Genomic DNA, 24437 nt, shown 5'->3' with positions numbered 1-24437 from the left:
ATTTGTCCGAAAGAATGCGCGAATGACATGTTCCGTCGGCATGTCGCAACGCCACGCACGCAGGGGATTCGGCCCTCGCGCGGGGATCGGCCCTCACGCAGAAGGGGTTTCGGCCCTCGCGCGGGGCGTTTCGGCCCTCGCGCAAGGGATTCAAGCCCTCGCGCAGGCATCAGCCCTCGTGGACCGGTGTGTCCCCCTGCCAGGCGGCGAACAGCGGAGTCGCTCCGGCACCGTCCAGAACCACGACGCCGAACGGCCGGTCGAAGGCGATGTGCCGGACGCGGCGCGGGCGCGGCGCGGCTGCCCCGGCCCGCATGGCGACGACCGTCACGGCCGCCGCTTCCACCCCCTCCTCGGCGATCTTCAGCACGGCCTCCTGCACCACCTGCGAGATGGCGAGCGGCTCGGGCGAGAGCCCGGGGAATTCCGCGCCGTCGGAGGTCGCCCGGCGCACGCCGAGCGCGGGCAGCTGCTCGGAGGCCTGAACAGTCGTACGCAGGGTGAGGCGCGGGACCGCGATGGTCACGTCGTCGGCGTCCGGCGCGGTGCCCGATTCCCGGGGCGCCCAGCCCGCGGGCAGCACCTGTGCCGCGCCCGCGCCCGCTTCCCCCAGGACGAACCGCACCCGGGCCGGAGCCCCACCGCCCGAGGTCCCAGCGGCCGGGGTCCCACCGTCCGGGGTCCCGGCGCCCGCCTCCGTACGGCTGCGCAGTTCGCAGCGCAGTTCGACGACGTACGCGCCGCCCACCGTCCAGGCGTCCGACAGCGCCACCCCCTTGTGCATGGTCGGCACCGGACGGGTCACCCCCGCAGCGTCGGTGAACAGTGCGTCACGGGTGCGCCGCCCCTCGAACGGCACCTCCCAGCGGGCCTTCAGGGCCAGCGCGTTGACGAGGACGAGGAGTGTCTCGTCGGTGATCTCCAGCGGCAGCCTCTCGATCAGTCCGCCGGTCACCTCGCGCACCCAGGCATCGGCCTGGGCCGGATCCATCGCGCCGAACCGGATGTCCGGCAGCGATTCCCGGTACGCGCGGTACACCGGCACCCTGCTCCACACCCTGGTCGCCACACCCAGCGCCTCGGTACGGGCCAGTTCACGGGCGGCCTCCGTCACGGCCGGTCCGGCCTCCCGTTCGGCCACCCCGAGCAGCGCGCGCAGCTCGTCGGCGGTCTCGCCGCGCGCGCCGGCCGCCACGGCGGCCAGGGCCAGCCACAGACCGGCGGGCGAGCACACGAAGCTCTCGCCGACCGGACGGGCCGGACCCGCCAGCTCCCGCGTCCACAGCTCGGCCAGCCGCCGGACCGCCCCGGCCCGCTCCATCGAATCCGTCCCCTGTGCCACCGATTCCCCCTCCACGTAATCTCTTCGCCATCCGATTGTCCGGAAGTCAGAATGAACCACATGACGTGGAACGTGACGCCTGAACTCTTCGACTCCCCCGACGCGGCGGTGCTGCGCCGGGACTATTACGACGAGGTGGCCAGCCGCTACTGGCAGCGGCCCGCGACCTCCGAGGAGATCGACGAAGGGCTCACCGACGACGGCGCCGACCGGCTCGTACCGCCCACCGGACAGTTCGTCGTCGGCCGCTACGAGGGCAGGGCCGCGAGCTGTGCGGGGTTTCTCGTGACGGACGCGGACGCGGGCATCGCGGAGCTGACCCGGGTGTACGTACGTCCCGGTTTCCGCGGCACCGGGGGCGGCGGAGAGCTGCTGGCCGCCGTCGAGGACGCGGCACGGGCGTTCGGGATACGGCTGCTCCGGCTCGACACCCGCAACGACCTGGTCGAGGCGCGCGGACTGTACGCGAAGCACGGCTACCGGGAGGTGCCCGCGTTCCACCACCGCCAGTTCGCGGAGCACTGGTTCGCCAAGGAGCTGTGACGCGAGAGACGCAGGGCGACGAACGAGGGGCAGGGGGCGGGACGGGAGCCGAGGCGAGAGGCGGGACAAAGGCGAGGCGAGGGGCGGGGCCGGGAGCCGAGGCGGGGCGGGGCGGGGCGACGAACGAGGCGCGGGACCGGTGTTCAGGCCGCGTGGTCGCGGCGCGGTTCCGGCATGTGCGGTCGCTCCCTGCTCGAACCGCTCACCTCGGCGGTCAGCTCGACGACCAGCCTGACCAGATCGGTGGGCCGCTCCGGCCCCCACCAGTCGCCCAGCAGCTCGGAGAGCGAGTCCTCGCGGGCCTGGGCGAGCCGGACGACGACCTCCGAGCCCGGCTCGGTGAGGACCAGCTGCACCCCCTCGCGCCGGGCCAGCCCGCGCTCCTCCAACTGGCGCGCCGCCTCGCTGATCACCCTGAGGGGCACCGGCGCGATGTCGGCGAGCCGGGCGGGTTCGACGGTGCCGTGCCGCTTGATCCGCAGCAGCAGCCAGCTGGCCGCGGGCAGCAGGTCGTAGCCCGCCTTCTCGGTGATCTTCACGTAGATCTCGCGGCGCCCCTCCCTGGTGGCGAGCACGGAGAGGGCACGGGCGCATTCGTCGTACGAGGAGCGCTCCACGGGGTTCGACGCCAGGGTCTGACTGGTGTCGGGGGCGGTCACCGAGCCGCGCAGCTTGTCCTCCTTGAGGAACCAGGCGAGGGCGAAGGCGACCAGGACGACGGGAGCGGCGTACAGGAAGACATCGGTGATCGACGTCGAGTACGCGCTGAGGATCGAGGGGCGCAGATCGGCGGGCAGCTGACCGATGGCCCGGGGGTCGGCCGCCAGCCGGTCGGCATCGACACCCGGCGGCAGTGAGCGGCCTTCGAGGGCGCTGCTGAGTTTGCCGGTGAGCCGGTTGGTGAAGATGGTGCCGAAGATGGCCACCCCGAACGAGGCGCCGATGGAGCGGAAGAAGGTCGCGCCGGAGGTGGCGACACCCAGATCCTCGTACGTCACGGCGTTCTGCACGACCAGCACGAGGACCTGCATCACCAGACCGAGCCCGGCCCCGAAGACGAAGAAGTAGACGCTCATCTCCCAGGTGGAGCTGGTCTCGTCGAGGCGGTGGAGCAGCAGCAGGCCGATCGCGGTGAGGAAGGTGCCCGCGACGGGGAAGACCTTCCAGCGGCCGGTGCGGCTGACGAGCTGGCCGGAGCCGGTCGAGGTGATCAGCATGCCGAACACCATGGGCAGCATGTGCACACCCGACATCGTCGGGGTGATGCCGTGCACCACTTGGAGGAATGTCGGCAGATAGGTCATCGCGCCGAACATCGCGAAGCCGACGACGAAGCTGATGAGGGCGACGAGGCTGAAGGTCCTGATCCGGAAGAGCTTCAGCGGCAGTACGGGCTCCGCGGCGCGGCGCTCGACCGCGATGAAGGCGATGAGCAGCAGCACGGCCAGCACGGCGAGGGAGATGATCTGCGCCGATCCCCAGGCCCAGGTGGTGCCGCCGAGGGAGGCGACGAGGACCAGGCAGGTCGCGACGGAGGCGATGAGGAAGGTGCCGAGGTAGTCGATGGTGTGCTTGGACTGACGGACCGGGATGTGCAGGACGGCGGCGATGACGACGAGGGCGACGACGCCGATCGGCAGGTTGATGTAGAAGACCCAGCGCCAGCTGAGGTGTTCGGTGAAGAAACCGCCGAGGAGCGGCCCGAGCACGCTCGTCACACCGAAGACCGCACCGAACAGGCCCTGGTACTTGCCCCGTTCGCGCGGCGAGACGATGTCACCGACGATCGCCATCGACAGCACCATCAGCCCGCCGCCGCCGAGGCCCTGGAGGGCCCGGAAGCCGATCAGCTGAGGCATGTTCTGGGCGAGGCCGCAGAGTGCGGAGCCGATGAGGAAGATGACGATGGCGGTCTGGAACAGCTTCTTGCGCCCGTACTGGTCGCCGAGCTTGCCCCAGAGCGGGGTGGCCGCGGTCGCCGCCAGCATGTAGGCGGTGACGACCCAGGACAGATGGTCCATGCCGCCGAGGTCGCTGACGATCGTCGGCAGTGCCGTGGAGACGATGGTCTGATCGAGTGCGGCGAGCAGCATGCCGAGCAGCAGTGCGCCGATGGCCACCATGACGGTTCGCTTCGACCGTGCGTCGCCCGGCACGGGGGGCGGCGGGCTCAGCTGCTGGGCCATGAGCATCTCCTCGGATCCGATACACCCCCATCCTGGACGTTTTGCCCGGTTACGGCCTGCCGAGCGGCCGCGCGTCGTTGGGCTCCGCGGTGACGGCCTGCATAATCGCAGGCAGCTCAAGGGGAGGGGACCGACTATGACCGGACATATGTGCCCGGAGTGCGGCAGAAGACGCGTCGGACGAGAGCCGGTCGCAGGTCAGGCGCCGGACGCGCCGGCCGGCGGACCGGACGCGTGCGCGTGCGGGCCGGCCGCACCGCTCACCGGGGAGGAGCGGCGGGCGGCGCGGGCGGCGGAGACCGCCGCGGCCGAGGACTTCGATCCGCTGCGGATCAGGCCGTACGTGACCCTGTCCGGCGAAGGCACCACCGCCGACCACGAGCACATCGACACCGGCACGGGCGCCGGTACGGGCGCGGGAGCCGACGACGCCCATCGGTACGGTGCGCACCGCGACCCCGTCCACGGCCACATCGCCCCGGACCCCGCCGACACGACGATGCCGCTGTTCCTGGACGGAGCGGCAGGCACGGCGGCGTACGGAGGCGGCGCAACGTACGCAGACGGCGGCGCGGCGGCGTACGGAGCAGGGGGTGGGGCGTACGGAGACGGCGCGGCGCACCGAGCGGAGGGCGCGGCATACGGCGCGGGGCACGCGACGCCGTACGGACCCTTGGGCGCGGTCGCGGGTCCGCCGGCGGACACCGCGAAGGGCTTTCCGGACGAGGCCCACCGGCGCACACCCTCCACCGGCCTCGGCCCGGACCCTGACGCCGACCCCGTCCAGCCCCGTCGGCGGCGGCCGTTCGCGGCGCTCGCCGCCGGGGCGGCGGTGGTCGCGGTGGTCGGCGTCGCGGCCTTCGCCGGGGGGCTGTTCTCCGGGGACGACGGCCGGCAGGAGGCCCTGCCGGACATGTCCACGAGCGCCCCGGACGGCATGGGTGAGGGACCGGCCGATTCCGTGTCGGAGTCGGCCAGCGCGTCGCCCTCGACGTCCCGCTCGGCCCAGGCGTCGCCCTCCGCGTCGGCCTCCGGCTCCGCCTCACCGTCGAAGAGCGCGGAGCCGACCGGTTCCGCGTCCGCACCGGCCTCGCCGACCGCGCCCGGCCCGTCCCCCTCCGCCTCCGGCACGAAGCCCCCGGGCACCCCGTCCGCGGCGCCGCCCGTCCAACTGGCGGGCCCCACGCTGCGGCCCGGCGACCATGGCCCCGAGGTGGCCGAACTCCAGAACCGCCTGAAGGAGGTCTGGCTCTACCAGGGCCCCTCGGACGCCGATTACACGGGCCGGGTCGAGGACGCCGTACGCGTCTATCAGTCGTACAAGGCGATCCAGGGCGACCCCGCGGGCGTGTACGGGCCGAACACCCGGCGCGCGCTGGAGGCGGAGACGAGCGGGCGCGGCGGCCACTGACGTACGGGAGGCGGGGGACCGAGTCCGGGATGGTGCCGGATCCGGTACCGGAAGAAGGGGATTCGCATTCCGGCGCGCCTTTTTGTATCGTGATGGAACAAAGTGGCCTCCGCTCGCACTCCCTGACCGGCGGGCGGGGCCGCTCTTGTACGTCATCCGCGTCACCCACGCCACCCGCGCCACCTCGCGCCGAGGTGCACGCGACACCCCCCGCGCTCAGGAGCCAGCCGATGTCGGCCACCGTCCTCACCGCAAGCGCCCTCCTTCTGGACATGGACGGCACCCTCGTGAACTCCGATGCCGTAGTGGAACGCTGCTGGCATCGCTGGGCACTGAAGCAGGGGCTCGACCCGGTGGCCGTACTCAAGGTGGTCCACGGCCGGCAGGGGTACGCCACGATGGCCGTCCTGCTCCCGGACCGCCCCATGGAGCAGAACTACGCGGAGAACCAGGTCATGCTCGCCGAGGAGACCGCCGATATGGACGGCGTCGTCCCGGTCGGCGGCGCACCCGCCTTCATGGCCGCGATCTCCGCGCTCCCGCACGCGCTCGTGACCTCGGCGGACGCGGCACTGGCACAGGCCCGGATGACGGCGGCGGCCCTGCCGATGCCCGACGTCCGCGTCACCGCCGAACTGGTCGGCGCCAGCAAGCCGGACCCCGAGGGCTTCCTCAAGGGCGCCGCCGAGCTGGGCTTCGACGCGGCCGACTGCATCGTGTTCGAGGACTCGGAGGCGGGCATCGCGGCGGGCCGGGCGGCGGGCATGCGTGTGGTGGGGGTCGGCCCGCGAGCCGCCGCGCTGTCCCCGGACGCCCATGTCGAGGATCTGACACAGATCCGGGTGGAAGCGGCGGCGGACGGCACGATCCGTCTGCACATCAGCGACCGCTGAGCGCTGCTCGCCGCAGCCTGAAAACCCCGGCGGCCCGGAAAACCCCCGCAACCCCGGAAACCCCGCGGCCCCACGAACCCGCAGCCCAGAAGCCCCACCACCGCACAGCCGGGCACCTCCGGCACCTCCCGGCACCCTGGCACACCCGGCGGGCCCGCGGCCCGGACGCCCCCGGCCCCACGACCCCCGCCCCCGCCACCGCCCCGGCACCATCCCGCCCGAGCCGCCCGCCCCGGTCCCCGGTCCCTCGGACTCAGTCGCGGTGCAGCAGTCCGCGCGCCACCAGCTCCAGCACCAGCGCGACGGCCACCACCTGCACCGCCATCAGTGCCACGAGCACGAACAACTGCACGGCGCCGGCCTCCACGGGTGAGGCGCCGCCCAGCAGCATGCCCACGAACGCGCCTGGCAGGGTGACGAGCCCCACCGTCCGGGTCTGATCGAGCCCCGGCAGCAACGCGTCCGACGCCGCGGGCCTGGCGATCTCCAGCCGGGCGTCCCGGTCCTGCATCCCGAGCGCCATCCCCGCCTCCACCTCCCCGTGCCGGGTGCCGAGTTCGTCCAGCGCGCGCCGGCCACCGAGGACCGTAGCGGTGAGCGCGCCCCCGATCAGAATGCCCGTGACCGGGATGAGCGCGATGCCCCGGACCGGCACGAGACCGGTGAGCAGCAGCACGCCCACCACCGGCAGCACCCCGGCACCGATCGGCAGCGCCGCCCAGCGCCAGGTGCGGTTGCCGGTGATCCGGCGCCCCGCGGTCCACACCGCCACCACGAACATCAGCGCCACGAAGCCGAGCAGGGGCGCGAGCGAGTGGACCACCCAGCCGATGGCCAGGGAGACCGCGGCGAGTTGAGCCGCGGCCCGCAGCCCGGCGACGGCGATCTCGCGCGAACGGCCCAGTGAGGCCCACGCGGCGACGGCGGTCGCGAACGCCAGGAGTACGGCGAGGACGATCCCGAGCGTCATGGTGACCGGAAGCAGCACGCGGGCCACTCTAAGGCTGTCCCGTCATCCCGGCGGGCGCGCGGCGACGACCACCGGCACCTCGCGCCCCAGGTCCGGCGTACGGCACCGACCACCGGCACCCAGCGCCCGGCCACCGACCACCGGCCACCGGCACGGAGAGGGCCGCGAGGGGACGGCCGCCGCCCATCAACCCCCGCACAGACAAACGCCGTACGACAAACAGTACAAACTTCGGACTGAACGTCAGACCGATCCGCAAGACCCCTTGATGTGACGTGCGCATGTCGTCACCCTGTTACCTGATGACCTTCTCCCGGAAACCCGGCGCCGCCACGATGGCCGGGCTTCACCAGGTCGCCAGCCCAACATCCCCCCACATCAAGGGAGTTCGCATGTCTGGTGTCTACGCGCGTCGCCTCGGCGTCGTCGTCGCATCCGCCGCCCTCGCCGCCACCTCCGCACTGCTCACCGCCCCGACCGCACAGGCCGCCATGCCCACGCCGGTCAGCGCGTCCACCGCCCGCACCTACCTCGGCCAGCTCACGGTGGAGACCGAGGGCTCGTCCAGCGGCTACAGCCGGGACAAGTTCCCGCACTGGATCACCCAGTCGGGCGCCTGCAACACCCGCGAGGTCGTGCTGGAGCGCGACGGTACGAACGTCGAGCAGAACTCCAGCTGCGCGGCGGTCAGCGGCAGTTGGTACTCCGAGTACGACGGAGCGACCTGGACCGCCGCCTCCGACCTGGACATCGACCACATGGTCCCGCTCGCCGAGGCCTGGCGCTCCGGCGCGAGCAGCTGGACCACGGCCCAGCGCCAGTCCTTCGCCAACGACCTGACGCGCCCGCAGCTCATCGCGGTCACGGACAACGTCAACCAGTCCAAGAGCGACCAGGACCCGGGCGAGTGGCTCCCGTCGCGCAGCGCCTACCTGTGCACCTACGCCCGCGCCTGGGTGCACGTGAAGCACTACTACGACCTGAGCGTCGACTCGGCGGAGAAGAGCGCGCTCCAGTCCGTCCTGAACAACTGCTGACCCGCCAGGACAGCCGCTGACCTGGCGGCACAACCGCCGACCCGGCAGGACAACCGCCGACCGACCGGCGGAGCGACTGCCGACCCGGCCGGCGAGGCCGGCGGAACCGTTACGCCCTTCTCCGTCGTTCCGTACCGTACGGGCCGTCCACCACGGGGCCCACCCGTGGCCGGACCACCCGGCGCGGCGCGAGGAGGGCACCACATGGCCGGGCTGCGCCTGGGACCACTGCTGCGGTACGTCGACTGGGAGTCCGGTTCCCACGCGACCGTCTGGGTCGAGACCGACCGTCCGTGCACCGTCGAGGTGCGGTGCGCGGACGGGGCGTCCGGCTCGTCCCCGACGTTCGCGGTCGCGGGGCACCACTACGCCCTGGTGGTCGTCACGGGGCTGACGCCCGGCTCGACCACGGCGTACGAGGTGCTGCTCGGCACCCGGCGCGTGTGGCCGCCCGAGGAGTCCCGCTTCCCGGCGAGCACCATCACCACGCCCCCCACCGGCGCCGGGCGGCAGAGCGTGCGGGTCTCCTTCGGCTCCTGCCGCTGGGCTTCCGCACCCGCCGGTGAGCCGGACCCGGTGGGCCCGGACGCGCTCGACACCCTGGCGGCACACCTCGCCGCCGACCCCGGCGCCGTACGCCCCGACGTGCTGCTGCTCCTCGGCGACCAGGTGTACGCGGACGAGACATCACCGGCGACCCGACGCCGGATCGCGTCGCGCCGGGACCTGGCGGAGCCGCCGGGTGCCGAAGTGGCGGACTACGAGGAGTACACGCTCCTGTACGACGAGTCCTGGCGCGACCCCGAGGTGCGCTGGCTGCTGTCCACGGTCCCCAGTTGCATGATCTTCGACGACCATGACGTCGTAGACGATTGGAACACGAGTGCCGCCTGGCAGGCGGACATCCGGGCCACTCCCTGGTGGCACGAGCGCATCGTCAGCGGGCTGATGTCGTACTGGGTCTATCAGCACCTGGGCAACCTCTCCCCCGCCGAACTGGCCGAGGACCCGCTGTACGCGGCGGTCCGGGCCACCCCCGACGGCACCGGACCGCTGCGGCTCTTCGCCGCCGAGGCGGACGCCGACCCCACCCGTACGCGCTGGAGCTACCGGCGTGTTTTCGGCCGAGTACGGCTGCTCATGGTGGACACCCGGGCGGCCCGCGTTCTCGACGAACGAAGCCGGGCGATGCTCGACGCCGACGAGGCCCGCTGGATGCGCGAGGAGGCGCTCGCCGACCCCGGTTCGTACGACCATCTCCTGATCGGCAGCTCGCTGCCATGGCTGCTGCCACCGCTCATCCATGACGCGGAGAGCTGGAACGCCGCGATGTGCCGCGGCGGGCGCGGAGAGCGCTGGGCACGCCTCGGCGAGAAGCTGCGCCGGGCGTCCGACCTGGAACACTGGGCCGCTTTCCCGGAATCCTTCCGCCTGCTGACGGAGTTGCTGCGGGAGGCGGGAAACGGTCCGGACGCCCCGGCGACGGTATGTGTGCTATCGGGCGATGTGCACCATGCGTACATCACCGAGCCCGAGTGGCCCGCCTCCACCCCCGGCGGCCCTCCGGACTCCCGCATCCTGCAACTGACCTGCTCTCCCGTCCACAACTCGATCCCGGCGACGATCAGAGCGGGCTTCCGTTTCGGCTGGAGCCGGCCGGGGCGATGGCTCGGCCGGGCACTGGCGCGGCACGGTCGCACGGGGAGCCCGCCGATGCGCTGGAGGAAGTCGGGCGGGCCATGGTTCGGCAACCAGTTGATGACACTCACCCTGGATGGCCGGAAAGCTGCGCTGACATTGGTTCAGGCCAAGGGGAATGCCACAGGTGCGCAGCTGGAGACCGTTCTGGAGCGATCACTCACCAGCGGAGAGTAGTCAGTTTTCGGCCACTCAACCGAATGTTGAACTTGCAAGTAATGGTGAGGTCTCCCTAACCTGATGCGCTCAATCGGTTCACGTCCCCACCAGACCGAAGGAGCCATCCCCCCATGTTCGAACCCCTGAACCAGGCACGGCCCTACGCGATCAGCCTGTTCCGCTTCGTCGTCGGCTTCCTCCTCGCCTGCCACGGCGCCTCCTCCATCTTCGGAATCCTCGGCGGCCACATGGGCAGCGGCAGCGCCACCCCGGCCGGCACCTGGCCAACCTGGTACGCCGCCCTCATCCAGCTGATCTGCGGCACCCTGGTCGCACTCGGCCTCGGTACCCGCGCGGCCTCCTTCGTCGCCTCCGGCGCGATGGCGTACGCGTACTTCTCGGTGCACCAGTCGCAGTCGCTCCTCCCCCTCCAGAACGGCGGCGAGGCCGCGGCCTTCTTCAGCTGGGCGTTCCTGCTGCTGGTCTTCACGGGCCCCGGTGCCGTGGCCCTGGACCGGCTGTTCTCCGCACGGGCCGAGAGCGCCCGCCGGGAGGAGCACCCGCGCAACCACGCGGCCGTCACACTCTGACCGACCCCGACCGAGGTACGGCGCCCGGCTCCTCCGCGACGGCGGGGAGGAGCCGGGCGCCGCACCGCCCCCCATGCGCGGGGCCGACCGGCATCACCCCCGCCCGGACACCCCGAACGGCACCGAGAAGCACGCGGCCCGGGCACCCGCGCCACCCTGCGCATCGTGAATGATCACCGACCGCGCACCGCCCTCCCGGAACCCCCAGCCGTGCCGGGCGCGCGCCGAGCCGTTCCCGTACCGATCGGTCCGGAAGTCGAGCCAGACCTCATTGACCGGGTCCGCGGTCGCCGAGGCCCGGTGCTGATAGTGCGGCCCCGCGGCCTTCGGGTCGGCACCGCAGGGGGAGGTGTGCACATGCATCCCGTACGCACGGTCCGGTACGAGCCCACGCAGCCGGGCCGCGACCCGGGTGCCCGAACTGTCCGACCGCTGCTCGACCTCGATCCAGGCCCCCGCGGGGACCAGGTTCATGTCGTACGTGAGGGCACGGGACGGAAGGAACGCGCCGGGCGGGGCGAAACGGGCCGAGGTCCGCATGTCGTATCCGGTCCCGTCACCGCCCGCCGCACGACCACGACCGGCCCACGCCCCCTCCGCACCACTGCCCCCGTCCACGCGGCCCGCCCCGCCGACACCACTGACCCCGTCCACGCGGCCCGCCCCGCCGACACCACTGCCCCCGCCGGGACCACTGGCTCCATCCGCACTGTTCACCCCGCCCGCACTGTGGGCACCATCCGCACCGGTCGTCCCCTCCGCACCACTGACCCCGCCGGTCGCCAGTACCAGGGCCGTGGCCACCGCCAGCGCCGCTGTTCCCGCTCGCCCCACCCGTACCACCGCTGCTCGAATCGTCATCCGCTGCTCCTCATCCGCTGCTCCTCGTTCTCGCCGGGCCCTTCCCCCCGGCCCTAACGACAGCGACCTCCCGAGGTGTACGTGAGCTGCACAACATCACCCACTCCTGGCGATCTCCGGGTGAACAGCGGGCGTACGCTGTACAGCTGGCCCTGCCGCCCCTGCCGCTCCCCTGCGACGTCGCGGCGTTGACACGAATCGGGGAGTAGTAAGTGCTTGAGAGTGTGGGCGCGCTGACCAGCAGCCCATGGATCTACGCGGTGGTCGCACTCTCGGTGCTTCTGGACGTCTTCGTACCTCTCCTGCCCAGTGGCGTCCTGGTGATCACCGCCGCCACGGCGGCTGCCGCGGGCTCCACCACCGTCGGCGCCGGGGAAGCGGCCCATCAGGTGCCGTCGCTGCTCGTACTGACCCTGAGCGCGGCCACCGCCTCGGTGCTCGGCGACCTCGTCGCGTACCGCCTCGCCTGGCGCGGCGGCGAACGGCTGGACCGCGCCATAGCCCGCTCTCGACGCCTCACCACGGCGCAGGAACGCCTCGGCGCGGCGCTCAGCCGTGGCGGGGGCGCACTCGTCGTCGTCGCCCGGTTCGCCCCGGCGGGCCGCTCGGTGGTCTCCCTGGGCGCGGGCGCCGCCCACCGCACGGCGAAGGAATTCCTGCCGTGGTCGGCACTGGCCGGTGTGGCCTGGGCGGGCTACAGCGTGGGGCTCGGCTACTTCGGCGGTCAGTGGCTGGGCGCCACGTGGTTCGGCACGGCGGTCTCGGTGCTCGCACTGTTCGTGGCGGGCTCGCTGGCGGCACTCGTGGTGCGGCGCCCGGCCGCCGCGGCCGGCCCCGTGCAGACACCGGTACCGGCGGCGACCGCACCGTCATCTCCGGCTCCGGCCAACTCCTGACAGCCGCGTCACGCCCGTGCGGCGCCACGCACCTCCAGCCCGTCGAGCAGCTTCATCGTGGCGGCGGTGATCTCGTCGACGGCCCGGTCGAAGACCTCCTGATTGTGCGCGGCGGGCGCCCGGAACCCGGACACCTTGCGTACGTACTGAAGGGCGGCGGCGCGCATGTCCTCCTCGGTGGCCTCTTCGGGCATGGCCGGCGGACGTAGGGTCTTGATGCTTCGGCACATACCTCCAGTGTGTACCGCACCACTGACAACGGCTTCGCCGCTCCCCATCACCCCCGCACCGCCCGCGCCCGCGCGCTCACGGTGCGGTGACGGTGACGATGTGCCCCTGGGCGTCGACGGTGAGGGCCACGCGCTCGACGCGATTCGTCACGGCCACCCCCAGCCACACGACGCTCCACAGCATGCAGGAGAAGACCGTCAGAAGGGCGTGCAGCACGTGGTTCACCGGCTGTCCGCGCACGAGCACCACCTGCGCCCCGGACCGTGACTCCACCCGCCACCCGCTCGCGATCCGCTGATTGACCACCCAGTCGAGGATGAGGCCGCGCTGCGTGGCGTCGGGCGGCTCACCGTTCGCGGTGTAGTAGCCGGGGGGCGGTTCGATGGAAGCGCATCCCCGTGGCGCACGTCGGAGCTTCACGGGGATCACCTCCAGGTTTCGAGGTCGCCGCCTCGCCACTCGATCAGGTCCGGCTGATCCAGCTCCACGGCCTCATCCTCACCCGCGGCGAGTCCCGCCTCCCTGAGCAGCGCGGCGACATCGCCGCGCCCGTGCGCCAGTCCCACGATCTGACCGCGCACGGTCACTCGCCGCCCACCGGTAGGCGAAGGCGGATGAACGATCACGGGCGGATGTCCGGCCATGCCTCCACGGTGCCTTGAGCACAGCCGGACCGCATCCCGGCGGGGAGGGACCGCGCACCGGCCGGGACGGTGGCCGCTCCGTCCCGGTCACCCGTCGCGGAGCCGGGCAGCGGGTTCGTCGACCGGTGGTTCGCCGTGGAGATAGCGGCGCGGGGATGTGCCCACCGTCCGCCTGAACGCCGCGAGGAAGGCGCTCGGTGTCGCGTACCCCACGACGTGCGCGACCCGGGAGACGGGCAGGCCCTCGGCCAGGAGCGGAAGGGCCGCCCGCAGCCGTACATGGGTGCGCCAGCGGTCGAAACTCATTCCGGTGTCATGGACGAACAGCCGGGTCAGGGTGCGTCGGCTCACCCCGACGGCCCGTGCGTGCGCCTCAAGGCTCCGCAGGTCGGCAGGGTCGGCGAGCAGTGCTTCGGCCACCGCGCGAACCCGGTCGTCGTCGGGCTCCGGCACATCGATGGGGGTCGCCGGCAAGGGGCGCAGCAGGTCCAGCACCACCGCCTCGCCCCGCAGCCGCTCGGCGTCGGGAAGGTCGTTCCGGCCGAGGTAGTCGATCAGGTGGGCCAGCAGTCCGTCCACGCCGACCGGGGTGGGTTCCGACCAGTTCTGGGCGCACCGGTCCGGCTCGAAGTAGAGGCTGCACAGTGTCGCGTCCCGGGTCGCGCCGGTCCGGTGGACGACCCCCGCGGGCAGCCACAGCGCCCGTGTGCGGGGCAGGACCCAGTAGGCATCGCCGACGGAGACGCCGAGCACCCCGCGCCTCGCCCAGGCCAGCTGGTGCTGCGGGTGACTGTGCGAGACGAACCACTGCCCGGACACCAGCGGGAAGCTCCCGACAACGATCGCGCCCACCCCGGCGGGAACGGCCCCCATATCGCCCTCAGTCATGCGCTCCACCGTATGCCCTCGACATGTCCTCAACGCGATATGCCCTGGCCCTGTAGCGGATTGAGGCCTGCGCATGCCGTACGTAGCGTCGCCCTCATGCTGAAACCTCGCCCAACACCCTTTGTTCGCTTACGCAGTTCACACCGTCCGCCCGCCGGCACAGGGAACCCGGCATGACCTCGGCGCCGAGCGCGGCGGCCACCGCCACCGGCCGCCGCGGACCGGCTCTGGTCGTGCTCTGCTTCGTTCAGTTCATGCTCGTCCTGGACGACAACGTGGTGAGCGTCGCGCTCCCCAGCATCCGGGACGACCTGGGCTTCGGCACCGGCGGCCTCGCATGGGTCGTCAACGCCTATTTCCTCGCCTTCGGCGGGCTGTTGCTGCTGTTCGGCCGTATGGCGGACCTGCTGGGCCGCAGACGCGTCTTCCTGATGGGTGTGGCGCTGTTCGGTGGAGCGAGTCTCCTCTGCGGGTTCGCGCAGGAGCCCTGGCAGCTCGTGGCGGGCCGGTTCGTCCAGGGTGCGGGAGCCGCCATGGCGAGCCCGTCCTCGCTGGCGCTGATCGCGCTCCTGTTCCCCGGCGACCGGGAGCGCGCCAGGGCACTCGGTATCTGGGGCGGTATCGCGGCGCTGGGCGCCTCGCTGGGCCTGGTGATCTCCGGTGTCCTGACCGGGCTCACGTCCTGGCGCTGGATCTTCCTGATCAACCTGCCGGTGGCCGTCACCGCCCTGGCACTGCTCCCACGCCTGGTCCCGGAAAGCCGCGCCGGTCGCGCGGTACGCCTCGACGTACCCGGTGCGGTGCTGGGCACCGGAGCCGTACTGTCCCTGGTCTACGGTCTGCTCCGGGCCGGGGATTCGGGCTGGGGCCACCCGACCGCTGTCGTCCCCCTGGTTCTCGCCCTGGTACTGGCGGTCGCGTTCGCGGCGGTCGAGGCGCGCGCCGCCGAACCACTGGTGCCTCTGTCGTTCCTGTCCTTCCGCATCCGCGCGGTCGCCAACGGGGCGACCCTGTTGTTCTCCGCCGCCTTCTACGCGATGGCCTTCCTGCTGATGGTGCATCTCCAGACCACCATCGGCTACGACCCCCTCACGGCGGGACTCGCCTACCTGCCCTTCGGAGCCGGCATCCTCACCGGGATGTGGCTCTCCGCCCGCGCCGTGGACAGGCTCGGGACGCGCCCGGCTCTCGTCGTGTCGTTCCTGATCAGCGCGGTCGGACTGCTGTTGCTGTCCGGCATCACGCCGGAGGACGGTTACGTCTCGGGGGCACTGCCCGGCCTGCTCGTCACGAGCCTCGGCTGCGGCATGAGCCTGCCCGCTCTGACCGTTGCCGCCCTCACCGGCACCACCGAGGATGACGCCGGCCTCGGCTCGGCCGTCCTCAGCTCGGTCCAACAGGTCGGCGGTGCGGTCGGGTTGGCGGTACTGGTCGCCCTGTCCACACGCCGCAGCGACGCCCTGGCCACGGAGAACGGCCCCGTGCACGCCGCGACGGAGGGCTTCTCGTACGCACTCAGGATCGCTGCCGCGCTCCTCGTGGCCGGCGCCGTACTCATCACCATCGCGCTCAAGAAGGGCCGTTCCACGGCATCCGGGCGGCAATCGGACCCGTCTGCGTAGACCCCGGCCCGGTGTCGTCGGTACGTCGGTGACCTCGCGAATTCCGCGGACGAACCGCGCCACCCCGCAGCCCACGGACTGCGGGGTGCGGGGTGGTGACGCAGATGCGGGACAGCCCCTCGAACCGGGCGGCACGATGAACGCATGGCGATATCCACGGCGTTCACGAGGATGCTCGGTGTGCGGTATCCGATCGCGCTGGCTCCGATGGGCGGGACCGCCGGTGGAGCGCCGGCGGCGGCCGTCTCCCGGGCCGGCGGATTCGGGATACCGGGCGGCACGTACGGGGACCCGGAATGGCCGGCGCGTGAGGTACCGATCGCGGCGGGAGCCGAAGGGCCGTGGGGTGTCGGATTCCTGACCTGGGCGATCGATCTCACCGCGGTGGAGACGGCGTCGCGCTACGGCCCCGCGCGGTGACGCCGTCCTTCGGCGGTCCGAGCCCGTACGCGGAACGGATCGCCGGGCGGGGGCTCTGCGATCCATCAGGTCACCGATCCGGAGGAGGCCGCACAGGCCGTGGACCCGGGCGCCGATGTGATCGTGGCGCAGGGAACCGAGAGCGGCGGACACGGAGCGGTACGCGGCGGTCCACTCCGCCGTTCGTGCCCGCCGTGGTGGATCTCGCGGGTCCGGTACCGGTGCTGGCGGCGGGCGGGATCGCGGATGGGCGCGGCGTGGCGACGGCTCTCGTGCTGGGAGCCGCCGGAGCGCTCATCGGCACCCGTTTCCCGGCCACCACCGAATCCCTGGCCAGTCCTTCGATCACCGCGTCGATCATCGCGGGGCGGGGGCAGGACACCGAGCCCAGCACCGTCCTGCCCATCGCACGCGGCGCCTCATGGCCATCGAGGTACCCCGCCCGCACCCTCGGCCACCCCTGCCTCGACCGCCGGCGCGGCCGGGAGACCGAACTCGCCGCCGATCCCGGGGCCCGTCAGGCGTACGAGGACAGCGTGGCACGAGGCGCGGTGCCCCCACAGCCGGCCTGGGCGGGCGAGGCCGTCGACCTCATCACCGACCCGCCCTCGGCGGAGACCGTGGTCACCACCATGGCCACCCATGCCCAGGAGGCCCTCGCCCGAGCCGGGCGCGACTTGACCCACCCGGCCCGCCGGTGCCGGGTACGTGGCGCGTCACGGACACGGACAAGGGGACCAGAGGCCTCCGTGAGCGTGGCCCGGCGGGGCCTGCTGGCCCTGCGCGCCCGGCTGGGTACGGCCTCCGACCGCCGCCGGCACTGGATCCCAGCCACCGGTTGGACCATGACCCTGCGGTAGCGGCGGGTTCGCCGTTAGCATCCAGGTCGGTGAAGTGACCGATCCACGTGGCCGCCTCGCATGAAATCGCAGGTCAGAAAATGTGGTCCCCGTACGCGCGGGGTTGATCCGAGGTTGTTGGTGCCGTTGCCGATGCCCCTCGCGTGGTCCCCGCATGCGCGGGGTTGTTCCGGTCTCCTCGTCGGTGGCCTCCATGCCGACCACGCGGTCCCCGCATGCGCGGGGATGGCCCTCGGTACGCGTACCCGCGGATGGAGAGGCGTCCATGGTCCCCGCACCGCGGGGTTGCCCCCTTCTCCCCGGGCGGAGGGGGCTTCGTGCTGTCTGGGGTCGGGCGGCGTCGGCTGGGGGCTCGGAGGGGGTGGACCAGGCACTTCAGTCCAGCCTCGACCTTGTACCGGTCCTGTCCGATTGCCTGCGTGTGTGCGGTGATGGCCTGCCGCACGACTGCTGCGATGGCCACGGTGATTAGTTCGTCGGTGAGTTCGATATCTGCCACGAACCGGACCCTAAGGCGCAGCCCCGACCATGGACCCGACCGCGTCCAGCGCGGCGTGCCACGGGAAGGATCGAGGGTCTCCCTTCTTCGGCGGGTGCGACTCGTACCCGTCCGGGCCGTCGAGGAAGGCGACGCCCTGCGCTCGCAGGTCTGCGATGCTGCGGGCCACGGCCGGCTGAGCACCCTGTGCCCGGTTGAAGTACGGCATCGCAGCGACGGGTACGCCCATGTGCACGCCCTCCGAGGGCAGCCCCAACGCAAGCGTGTCGGAGACTCCGTTGCCCCACTTGTTGAGGCTGGTGCAGGACAGCGGGGCGATGAGCATGGCGGTTGCCTTCGGCAAGGCGTCCTTCTCGCTGGGCAGCTTGTACTGCGAACGGACTCGGTGCCCGGTCAGCTCCTCCAACTCTCCGATGCGCGGATCCCACCAGCGGGCGGCGGACGGGGTCAGGATGAGGCAGGTGTCCCAGCCGCAGGCCTGCGCCTGCCGCACCCCCTCGTCGATGTACTGGGTCGGGCCGGCCGCGCAGGCGATGAGGTAGAGAACTCGCTTCGTCATGCGGGGAGTCCACATTGCGCGGCCAGGCGGCGCAAATCCCCGCCTGGAGCCGGGGTCGCTCCGACCACGTCGGCGACGAGGTCGACAGTGGACTGCCGGCCGATGGCCTCCTCCGGGGCCAGCCGTGCTGCGGCAACCAGCGATTCAGCGGCGGCTTCCTTCCGCCGTGTCAAGAGCTGAGCGCGTGCCATCGTGATGAGGTGCTGCGCTTGCCGCTCCTTCGACAGCCCGTACAGCGCTTCACCCTCCAGGCCGTCCGCGGCCTCGATCGCCGACCACCCGTCCTCGAACCTGGTCAGCACATCCACCCGGTGGAGACTCACATTCGTCGGCCCGAACATCGTGTAGTCCTCGTCGAGGTCGGCACCCTGCTGATCAGCCACCTCGGCGGCCTGGTCGACGTGTTCACTGGCTTGCCGAACCGCGGCCGTCGACCGGCCCAGGGACGCGGCCGCGATCGCCGCGTTCAGATACAGCATGCCGAGCGTCGACAACCCCAGAGGGCCGCTCGCCTCCAAGCCCGTGGCCAGACGCCGAGCCGCACCTACGGCGAAGTCCACGGCTGCTCGGGGCTGCTGCTGGTAGGTGAGCGACTTCGCTACCCGCCTCGATGCCGCGCCGATTGCGACCGCGTCGCCGGAGCGTTCGGCCGCAGCCAAGGCTCGGTCGGCCACTACGGCAGCTTGAACTGCTGTTGCCGGACCGTACTTGTGAAGGAAGGAAGCGGTCAGCTGCAGCACCCGCGAGTACAGGGCGTGGGCCTCGCTGGCTTCGGTGCCGGCTTGCGCGGCGGATTGCCTGGCCTTGACGATCAGCGCGGGCAGATCCCGGCCGAGTGCCCCGTAGTGGCAGGCCTGGAATGCCTCGCAGCAATAGGTGAGCCGACGTCGCAGCTCCGTGAGCGGCGGCGGGGGATCCCCGTCGTCGTTGCGGTACAGGACATCAATGACGGCAAGCGCCTCGACAGGCGGCGTGGTCGCCGGGGGCGGCTCAGGAGGCCCGTCCATCAGTAGTTGCTCCAAGGGAATGCGCAGGACATCGGCTGCGCGCACCAGCACGGATAAGCGCGGGTCCTGCTGGCGTTGGCCGCCTTCGAGGTCTTGCACCCACCTGCGGGTCTGCCCCATGAGCCGTCCGAAGTCGGCTTGGGTGAAACCGCGCTGCTCACGCCAATAGGCGATGCGGCGGCCGATGCGTCCAGTGTCCACGGAGCGCCTCCGAACAGGGCACGCACTTTGCGTGCCCACCCCTCTTGTACCGCGCCCTACCGTGCAGGGACAGCAGATCGTCAACCGACGGGGACCGCGATGACCGTGAGGGAACTACCGCCAGTCAGCACACTGTCGGAGCAGCAGCAGTGCGGCACAGCATGTACGTGGTGCGCGGAGCCGCTCGGCACCGACTTGGGTGTCGACCTCGGTGAGCAGCGGGTCCGGCCGGCCGCAGGTGCCGCGTACTCGTGGTTTCCCCGTGAGTGCCTGGACGCGCTGGCGTGTGCGGGTCGGAGGGTGGCCCGGTGAAGACCGCCACCGTGCAGTTTCCCGGGTACCTGTCGCCGGAGTGCCGGGTCGCCACCGACAGGTCCTGGCCCGAAGAGCATCAGTGGTGCCCCGGCAATCGCGCGATCGTCGTGGGCGGGGCCGTCACGGAGCGCCTGCACTGCGCCTGCGTCTGCCACGGAGCGCAGAAGGGCACCCGGTGAACTGCCACCACCGCGACGGAGTTCACCCGTTCCCCGTCGAGACCGACACCATGGCCCGCTGCCCCGAGCACGGCGTCACGCTCCTGTGGCACGGAGACCCGATCACGAACACCGAACTCGCCCAGGCCGCGGCTGCGGAGTCCCGACTGGACGACCTGCTGGCCCACGCCGAGGAGCTACGCGGTGACACCCACAGCCCACCCTGCCGCGCGGCCCGACTACCCCATCTGACGGATGGTCACACCCACTGCCGACGGGCTGACTGCGCGTGCCCCTGCCACACCTGACCGACAACACGGCGCGCGGGGAGGCGTGCATGCCCCGGACTGCCCAGTGGCCTGTGCGCCATGGGCACGGCACCCGTCCATCGAACGAGCGGCTGGGGATGTCGGCCCCTGAGGGTGTGGATTCCGAGTGGACCCTGATCACGAGAAGGCCCCTCAGCCGATCACGACTGAGGGGCCAAAACAGGCTCTCACCTGCTATTTACCGCTGTGGGCGCGGACGGTTTCGAACCGCCGACATCTGCTTTGTAAGAGCAGCGCTCTACCCCTGAGCTACGCACCCGTGGATGAGGCAACAGCGTACATGGCTCGGGGCCCCTGCTCACAAACGGTTCTGCCCACCGGGCCCCAGAGGCGACGCCGTACCCGGGCGACGGGGGGATAGCCCCACCCCGGAGACGGTGGCCGTCCGGATTCTCGGCGGTGGTGGCGGTGCCTACGGTGGAGGCCGCACCGGCAGCAGCGCCGCTTCGGGCAGCAGCGCTCGGCGGCATCATCCTGGGGGAACGATCATCGTGGCATTCCGTACCGGTTCCGGCAGTGGCGGCAGGAGTGACAGGGGCGGCAGGGGCGCCCCCGGGGGCCGTGCGGGATCTCGGTCCCGTGGGGCTGTTCTGGGGCGGGTGTTCGTCGTGGCCGGTGGGGTCGTCCTGCTTGCCGCGGTGCTCAGCGCCTGCGGGAGTCCGGATCTCGACGAGGCCCCGGTCGAGCGGAAGTCGTTCGCGCTCAAGGGCAGGACGCTGACCATCACGGCCGAGAACTCCAGTGTCGAGCTCGTACCCGCCGATGTGCGGCGGGTGGAGGTGGAGCGGCAGGTCGACGGGTGGGTGATGCTGGGGAGCGGGCCAGATCCCGTCTGGAGGATGAAGGGCGACACCCTGACGCTCGGGGTGACCTGCGATGCCGTGAGCAGCGACTGTGTGTCCCGGCATCGGGTGAAGGTGCCTCGCGATGTGACCGTGAAGGTGGACGCGGACAACGGGCGGGTCAGCGCCTCCGGGTTCGCCACTCCGCTTGAACTCTCATCCGACAACGGCGGAGTCGTCGTCCGGGATGCCCGCGGGCCGCTGAAGCTCGGCAGCGACAACGGGTCCATCGTGGCGGAGAGGATCTCCGCCACGTCCGTGATCACCCGGTCGGACAGCGGATCGGTCCGGCTGGAGTTCAGCGGTGTGCCGGATCTGGTGGACTCCGTGAGCGACAACGGAGGCGTCACCATCGGCCTGCCTGCGGGAGACCGGGCCTACGCCGTGGACGCCACGACCGACAACGGCAGGGTCTCCGTGGACGTACCGCGCAGCGACACCAGCACCCATGTGGTGAAGGTCCGCACCGACAACGGACAAGTCACCGTGCGAAGCGCGAACTAACCGGCCCGTGTGTTCGTCCTTACCTGGTGGGAGAATGTACCGGGCAGGGCGAAACGGCACGGGAGAGGGATGTGACGGCGACACACGCGCGGCCGCAGGCGAGAGCGGGTGGGAGTTCCGCCGTCCAGGGATTCCGGGACGTACTGGCGCTGATGCTGCTGCCGGTGCCCCTCGTCGCCGCCGCGCTGCCCGCGTCGTTCGCCGGTGGCGGTACGCGCCGCTGGTTCGGCGGGCGCGGGGAGAATCAGCGCGCCGACGCCCAGGCGGCGAAGGACGCCGCCGCCGAGGCCTTCTACGAGCTGGACACCGCTCAGCGCGATCTCCAGATCTCCATCGAGACGATCACCGCCGTCGACAGTTCCTCGCGCGGGCGCAAGGCGGCGGAGGACTTCGCCGCCCTGGGACGTCGTATCGACGAGGTCAGCCACGCGTACATCACCGCCGTCGACGCGCACGACCTCGACCGGGACGATCTGGAGCCGTCCGTCGCCGCCCGTGCCCGCACCGAGCTGACCCGGGCCAAGGACGACCTCGTACGGGTCAAGGGCGAGCTGGACCGTTTCGCCCAGGGGCTGGGCACCCTGCTCGGCAGTGCGGAGACCCAGCTCGCCCGGCTCGCGCCCGCCGTGGAACGTGCCCGGCAGGCGCTGCTCGGTGCGAGCAACGCCCTGGACGCGGTACGCGCTTCGGGGTTGCGGGCGGACGACCTCGCGACCCGGCTGGCGGCCCTCGCCCCGGAGCTGACCAAGCTCAACCAGGGCGCCGGCCGGCACGGTGTGGCGGAGACGCTCCAGCGGGCCGACACGGTGCTGCGTGACGCGGAGGCGGTACGTGCCGAGGCCGAGCGGCTGCCGGAGCGGGCCGCCGAGATCGACCGGCGGCTGGTGTCGCTGCGCACCCGCGCCCAGGCCCTGACCACCCGCGCGGGGTCGGTCGAGCCGGTGCTCAGCGAGTTGCGCCGACGGTTCACGGCCGCCTGCTGGCAGGACCTCCAGCCCGTCCCCGAGCAGGCCTCGGTGAACGTCCGGCAGGCCGAGGAGAAGCTCGCGGAGGCCGCGAAGGCCCGCGAGGAGCAGCATTGGGCCGATGCCACCTCCCGGCTGAGCACGGTCCGGGCCCTGCTCAACGCGACCGATGAGGCGGTGTCCGCCGCCGGTGACCGGTTGCAGCGGCTGGACGCCGTGGCCAAGGACCCGCAGCAGGAGATCCAGCGGACCCGGTTCGCCGTCCGGGACGCCCAGCGGCTGGCCATGGCCGGGCGCAACACACCCGATCCGCGTCACGCCCGGCCGCTGGACGACGCCGTGGCACGCCTGGAGCGTGCGATCGGTGGCCTTGAGGGGCGTCACCCCGACTACTGGCACTTTCTGACCGAGACCGAAGCCGTGCGGCAGACGGCAGCCCGGGTCGTCTCCGAGATCCGCGAGGAGCGCGGCGCCGGCGGTTGAGCGGCTGAGCGGAGGCCGGTCTCGGCGGGCAGTGCGGTCGCATGCCGAGCGGGGTTGCGTGGTGGCCTAGCGGGGTTGCGTGGTGGCCTAGCGGGTTCCTTGGCCGAGTGGTTGCTTGGCCGAGCACGTTCCGTGGCCGGGCGGTTGCTTGGCCGAGCGGTTGCTTGGCCGAGCGGGTTGCGTGGTGGCCGAGCGCGTTCCGTGGCCGGGCGGTTGCTCGGCTGTGCAGCCCGCCCGCCTTGGCCCGCCGGGCCCATCCCCGGCCCGGCCCCGCCCGCCCTGGCCCGCCGGGCCCCGACCCGCCCCTCCCCCGGCCCCGGCCCCGGCCCAGCACCCGGTAGCCAGCACCTGACACCCGGCACCCGGTAGCCGATTTGTACCGTTTCCCTGCGTGGCCGATCCTGGAAGTACCCGGCTTCATGGAGGCCGAAGGAGCGCGACATGGCCATACACGCACCTCATCCGGGGCGGGCGCATTCCGTTCGGCGCCGCACCGGCACCCGGCTCGACGAGCATCTGCCGGTCGACCACCGGCTCAGCCAGGTCTACCGGATCGGCGCGGGGCTGACCGGGCTGGTGCTGCTCGCCTTCGGCATCCTCGGGCTGATCGACAAGGTCGGCTTCTTCGACACCGGCGGCGACACGGTCGCGGGCCTCAACACCAATGGCGCGCTCAGCGTGCTGTCCATCTGCGTCGGGCTGCTGCTCTTCGCCGGGATGGTCATCGGCGGCAACTTCGCCTCGACCCTCAACATGGTCCTGGGCATCGCCTTCATCCTCAGCGGGTTCGTGAACCTCGCGCTCCTGGACACCGGGCTGAACTTCCTCGCGTTCCGCATCCAGAACGTGCTGTTCAGCTTTGTGGTCGGCGTGATGCTGATGTTCTTCGGGATGTACGGGAGGGTCAGCGGCGGACTGCCGCACGACAACCCCTACTGGCGCGCCCGCCATCCGGAGCAGGCCGCCCACGAGGCACGCCTCAGGCGCCCGCCCCTGGTCATGCCCGAGGCCCGGAAGTAGGGGCGGTGCCCGGGGACGCGCCGTCCGGGCCGGTTCGGGCGTAGCCCCGTACCGGCGTTGGCTTTAGCCTGGGGCCATGCCTCGCTATGAATTCCGCTGCCGCACCTGCGGAGACACGTTCGAACTCAGCCGTCCGATGGCCGAGTCCTCCGACCCCGCCGCCTGCCCGGCCGGGCACGATGACACCGTGAAGCTGCTCTCCGCCGTAGCCGTGGGCGGTTCCGCCGCGCCTTCCGCGTCCGGTGGCGGAGGCGGTGGCGGCGGTGGCTGCTGCGGCGGCGGGTGCTGCGGCTGACCCCCGGAC

Annotated in this window: 26 protein-coding genes and 1 tRNA gene; 16 read left to right on the top strand and 11 right to left on the bottom strand. The window is 71.8% G+C overall.

Annotated features, from left to right (window positions below):
* Positions 1-169: 169 nt before the first annotated feature.
* The gene (locus ABT170_RS00610; RefSeq protein ID WP_351863573.1) at positions 170-1321 is read right to left on the bottom strand and encodes a serpin family protein; all 1152 of its coding nucleotides are present in this window, start codon (positions 1319-1321) and stop codon (positions 170-172) included.
* An 81-nt stretch (positions 1322-1402) separates the two neighbouring features.
* Between ABT170_RS00610 and ABT170_RS00605 the strand changes: the two genes are divergently transcribed.
* Complete coding sequence (locus tag ABT170_RS00605; protein WP_329943363.1) at positions 1403-1885, top strand: GNAT family N-acetyltransferase; 483 nt, start codon at positions 1403-1405, stop codon at positions 1883-1885.
* Positions 1886-2028: 143 nt separating this feature from the next.
* Here the strand turns inward: ABT170_RS00605 and ABT170_RS00600 are convergent, their stop codons facing one another.
* Complete coding sequence (locus tag ABT170_RS00600; RefSeq protein ID WP_329943364.1) at positions 2029-4071, bottom strand: MFS transporter; 2043 nt, start codon at positions 4069-4071, stop codon at positions 2029-2031.
* A gap of 136 nt (positions 4072-4207) precedes the next feature.
* Here ABT170_RS00600 and ABT170_RS00595 point away from each other — a divergent pair, with 136 nt between their 5' ends.
* Positions 4208-5482 carry a peptidoglycan-binding domain-containing protein gene (locus ABT170_RS00595; RefSeq protein ID WP_351863215.1) on the top strand — a complete coding sequence of 425 codons (1275 nt, stop codon included), beginning with the start codon at positions 4208-4210 and terminating at the stop codon, positions 5480-5482.
* 230 nt (positions 5483-5712) lie between these two features.
* Positions 5713-6375 carry an HAD-IA family hydrolase gene (locus ABT170_RS00590; RefSeq protein ID WP_329943366.1) on the top strand — a complete coding sequence of 221 codons (663 nt, stop codon included), beginning with the start codon at positions 5713-5715 and terminating at the stop codon, positions 6373-6375.
* Between the two features lie 253 nt (positions 6376-6628).
* On the opposite strand, the gene ABT170_RS00585 is transcribed toward ABT170_RS00590, so the two are convergent.
* Entirely contained in the window at positions 6629-7363 is a 735-nt protein-coding gene (locus ABT170_RS00585) for an ABC transporter permease (RefSeq protein ID WP_329943367.1), read from the bottom strand.
* A gap of 374 nt (positions 7364-7737) precedes the next feature.
* On the opposite strand from ABT170_RS00585, the gene ABT170_RS00580 reads away from it, so the two are divergent.
* The 3 genes from ABT170_RS00580 (at position 7738) to ABT170_RS00570 (ending at position 10829) form a co-directional block, all read left to right on the top strand.
* The gene (locus tag ABT170_RS00580) at positions 7738-8382 is read left to right on the top strand and encodes an HNH endonuclease family protein (RefSeq protein ID WP_266930313.1); all 645 of its coding nucleotides are present in this window, start codon (positions 7738-7740) and stop codon (positions 8380-8382) included.
* 204 nt (positions 8383-8586) lie between these two features.
* On the top strand, positions 8587-10257 hold the full coding sequence (locus ABT170_RS00575; RefSeq protein WP_351863212.1) for an alkaline phosphatase D family protein: 1671 nt from the start codon (positions 8587-8589) through the stop codon (positions 10255-10257).
* A gap of 113 nt (positions 10258-10370) precedes the next feature.
* A complete protein-coding gene (locus ABT170_RS00570) occupies positions 10371-10829 on the top strand; it encodes a DoxX family protein (RefSeq protein WP_329943369.1) in 459 nt (152 codons plus the stop codon).
* 93 nt (positions 10830-10922) lie between these two features.
* Here the strand turns inward: ABT170_RS00570 and ABT170_RS00565 are convergent, their stop codons facing one another.
* Positions 10923-11690, bottom strand: coding sequence for a superoxide dismutase family protein (locus ABT170_RS00565; protein WP_351863209.1), 768 nt, complete (start codon positions 11688-11690; stop codon positions 10923-10925).
* A gap of 212 nt (positions 11691-11902) precedes the next feature.
* Here ABT170_RS00565 and ABT170_RS00560 point away from each other — a divergent pair, with 212 nt between their 5' ends.
* Entirely contained in the window at positions 11903-12586 is a 684-nt protein-coding gene (locus ABT170_RS00560; RefSeq protein ID WP_351863207.1) for a DedA family protein, read from the top strand.
* Positions 12587-12594: 8 nt separating this feature from the next.
* Here the strand turns inward: ABT170_RS00560 and ABT170_RS00555 are convergent, their stop codons facing one another.
* The 4 genes from ABT170_RS00555 to ABT170_RS00540 all read right to left on the bottom strand — a co-directional run bounded on the left by ABT170_RS00555 (position 12595) and on the right by ABT170_RS00540 (position 14349).
* Positions 12595-12816 carry a DUF2277 domain-containing protein gene (locus ABT170_RS00555; RefSeq protein WP_329943372.1) on the bottom strand — a complete coding sequence of 74 codons (222 nt, stop codon included), beginning with the start codon at positions 12814-12816 and terminating at the stop codon, positions 12595-12597.
* Positions 12817-12892: 76 nt separating this feature from the next.
* Positions 12893-13237: a DUF8108 domain-containing protein gene (locus ABT170_RS00550; RefSeq protein ID WP_329943373.1), complete on the bottom strand. Its 345-nt coding sequence runs from the start codon at positions 13235-13237 to the stop codon at positions 12893-12895.
* A 5-nt stretch (positions 13238-13242) separates the two neighbouring features.
* Entirely contained in the window at positions 13243-13461 is a 219-nt protein-coding gene (locus ABT170_RS00545; protein WP_329943374.1) for a hypothetical protein, read from the bottom strand.
* 87 nt (positions 13462-13548) lie between these two features.
* On the bottom strand, positions 13549-14349 hold the full coding sequence (locus ABT170_RS00540; protein ID WP_329943375.1) for a helix-turn-helix domain-containing protein: 801 nt from the start codon (positions 14347-14349) through the stop codon (positions 13549-13551).
* A gap of 173 nt (positions 14350-14522) precedes the next feature.
* On the opposite strand from ABT170_RS00540, the gene ABT170_RS00535 reads away from it, so the two are divergent.
* From ABT170_RS00535 to ABT170_RS00525, 3 genes are all read left to right on the top strand, one after another.
* Positions 14523-15971 (top strand): MFS transporter, encoded by a 1449-nt coding sequence (locus ABT170_RS00535; protein ID WP_329943376.1) that lies wholly within the window; start codon positions 14523-14525, stop codon positions 15969-15971.
* 144 nt (positions 15972-16115) lie between these two features.
* A complete protein-coding gene (locus ABT170_RS00530; RefSeq protein WP_329943377.1) occupies positions 16116-16391 on the top strand; it encodes a beta/alpha barrel domain-containing protein in 276 nt (91 codons plus the stop codon).
* 185 nt (positions 16392-16576) lie between these two features.
* Positions 16577-17251, top strand: coding sequence for a nitronate monooxygenase (locus tag ABT170_RS00525; protein ID WP_329943378.1), 675 nt, complete (start codon positions 16577-16579; stop codon positions 17249-17251).
* A gap of 509 nt (positions 17252-17760) precedes the next feature.
* On the opposite strand, the gene ABT170_RS00520 is transcribed toward ABT170_RS00525, so the two are convergent.
* Positions 17761-18309 carry a flavoprotein gene (locus ABT170_RS00520; protein WP_329943379.1) on the bottom strand — a complete coding sequence of 183 codons (549 nt, stop codon included), beginning with the start codon at positions 18307-18309 and terminating at the stop codon, positions 17761-17763.
* Complete coding sequence (locus ABT170_RS00515; protein ID WP_329943380.1) at positions 18306-19517, bottom strand: helix-turn-helix domain-containing protein; 1212 nt, start codon at positions 19515-19517, stop codon at positions 18306-18308. Before ABT170_RS00515 ends, ABT170_RS00520 begins: the two co-directional genes overlap by 4 nt.
* 308 nt (positions 19518-19825) lie before the next feature.
* Between ABT170_RS00515 and ABT170_RS00510 the strand changes: the two genes are divergently transcribed.
* Both ABT170_RS00510 and ABT170_RS00505 read left to right on the top strand, forming a co-directional pair.
* On the top strand, positions 19826-20011 hold the full coding sequence (locus ABT170_RS00510; RefSeq protein WP_351863204.1) for a hypothetical protein: 186 nt from the start codon (positions 19826-19828) through the stop codon (positions 20009-20011).
* Positions 20008-20298 carry a hypothetical protein gene (locus tag ABT170_RS00505; RefSeq protein ID WP_351863202.1) on the top strand — a complete coding sequence of 97 codons (291 nt, stop codon included), beginning with the start codon at positions 20008-20010 and terminating at the stop codon, positions 20296-20298. The genes ABT170_RS00510 and ABT170_RS00505 overlap by 4 nt, the downstream gene beginning before the upstream one ends.
* A 208-nt stretch (positions 20299-20506) precedes the next feature.
* Here the strand turns inward: ABT170_RS00505 and ABT170_RS00500 are convergent.
* Positions 20507-20578: transfer RNA gene (locus ABT170_RS00500), tRNA-Val, on the bottom strand.
* 340 nt (positions 20579-20918) lie between these two features.
* On the opposite strand from ABT170_RS00500, the gene ABT170_RS00495 reads away from it, so the two are divergent.
* The 4 genes from ABT170_RS00495 to ABT170_RS00480 all read left to right on the top strand — a co-directional run bounded on the left by ABT170_RS00495 (position 20919) and on the right by ABT170_RS00480 (position 24428).
* Complete coding sequence (locus ABT170_RS00495; RefSeq protein ID WP_329943383.1) at positions 20919-21665, top strand: DUF4097 family beta strand repeat-containing protein; 747 nt, start codon at positions 20919-20921, stop codon at positions 21663-21665.
* 71 nt (positions 21666-21736) lie between these two features.
* On the top strand, positions 21737-23113 hold the full coding sequence (locus ABT170_RS00490; protein ID WP_266930351.1) for a coiled-coil domain-containing protein: 1377 nt from the start codon (positions 21737-21739) through the stop codon (positions 23111-23113).
* A gap of 441 nt (positions 23114-23554) precedes the next feature.
* The gene (locus tag ABT170_RS00485; RefSeq protein WP_329943384.1) at positions 23555-24133 is read left to right on the top strand and encodes a DUF4383 domain-containing protein; all 579 of its coding nucleotides are present in this window, start codon (positions 23555-23557) and stop codon (positions 24131-24133) included.
* Positions 24134-24209: 76 nt separating this feature from the next.
* The gene (locus ABT170_RS00480) at positions 24210-24428 is read left to right on the top strand and encodes an FmdB family zinc ribbon protein (RefSeq protein ID WP_351863199.1); all 219 of its coding nucleotides are present in this window, start codon (positions 24210-24212) and stop codon (positions 24426-24428) included.
* Positions 24429-24437 lie beyond the last annotated feature (9 nt).

The sequence above is a fragment of the Streptomyces sp. NPDC001787 genome (genome assembly GCF_040297465.1).
Lineage (GTDB): Bacteria > Actinomycetota > Actinomycetes > Streptomycetales > Streptomycetaceae > Streptomyces.
Note: the sequence above shows the minus strand (reverse complement) of the source record. Positions and strands in the feature narration are given on the sequence as shown.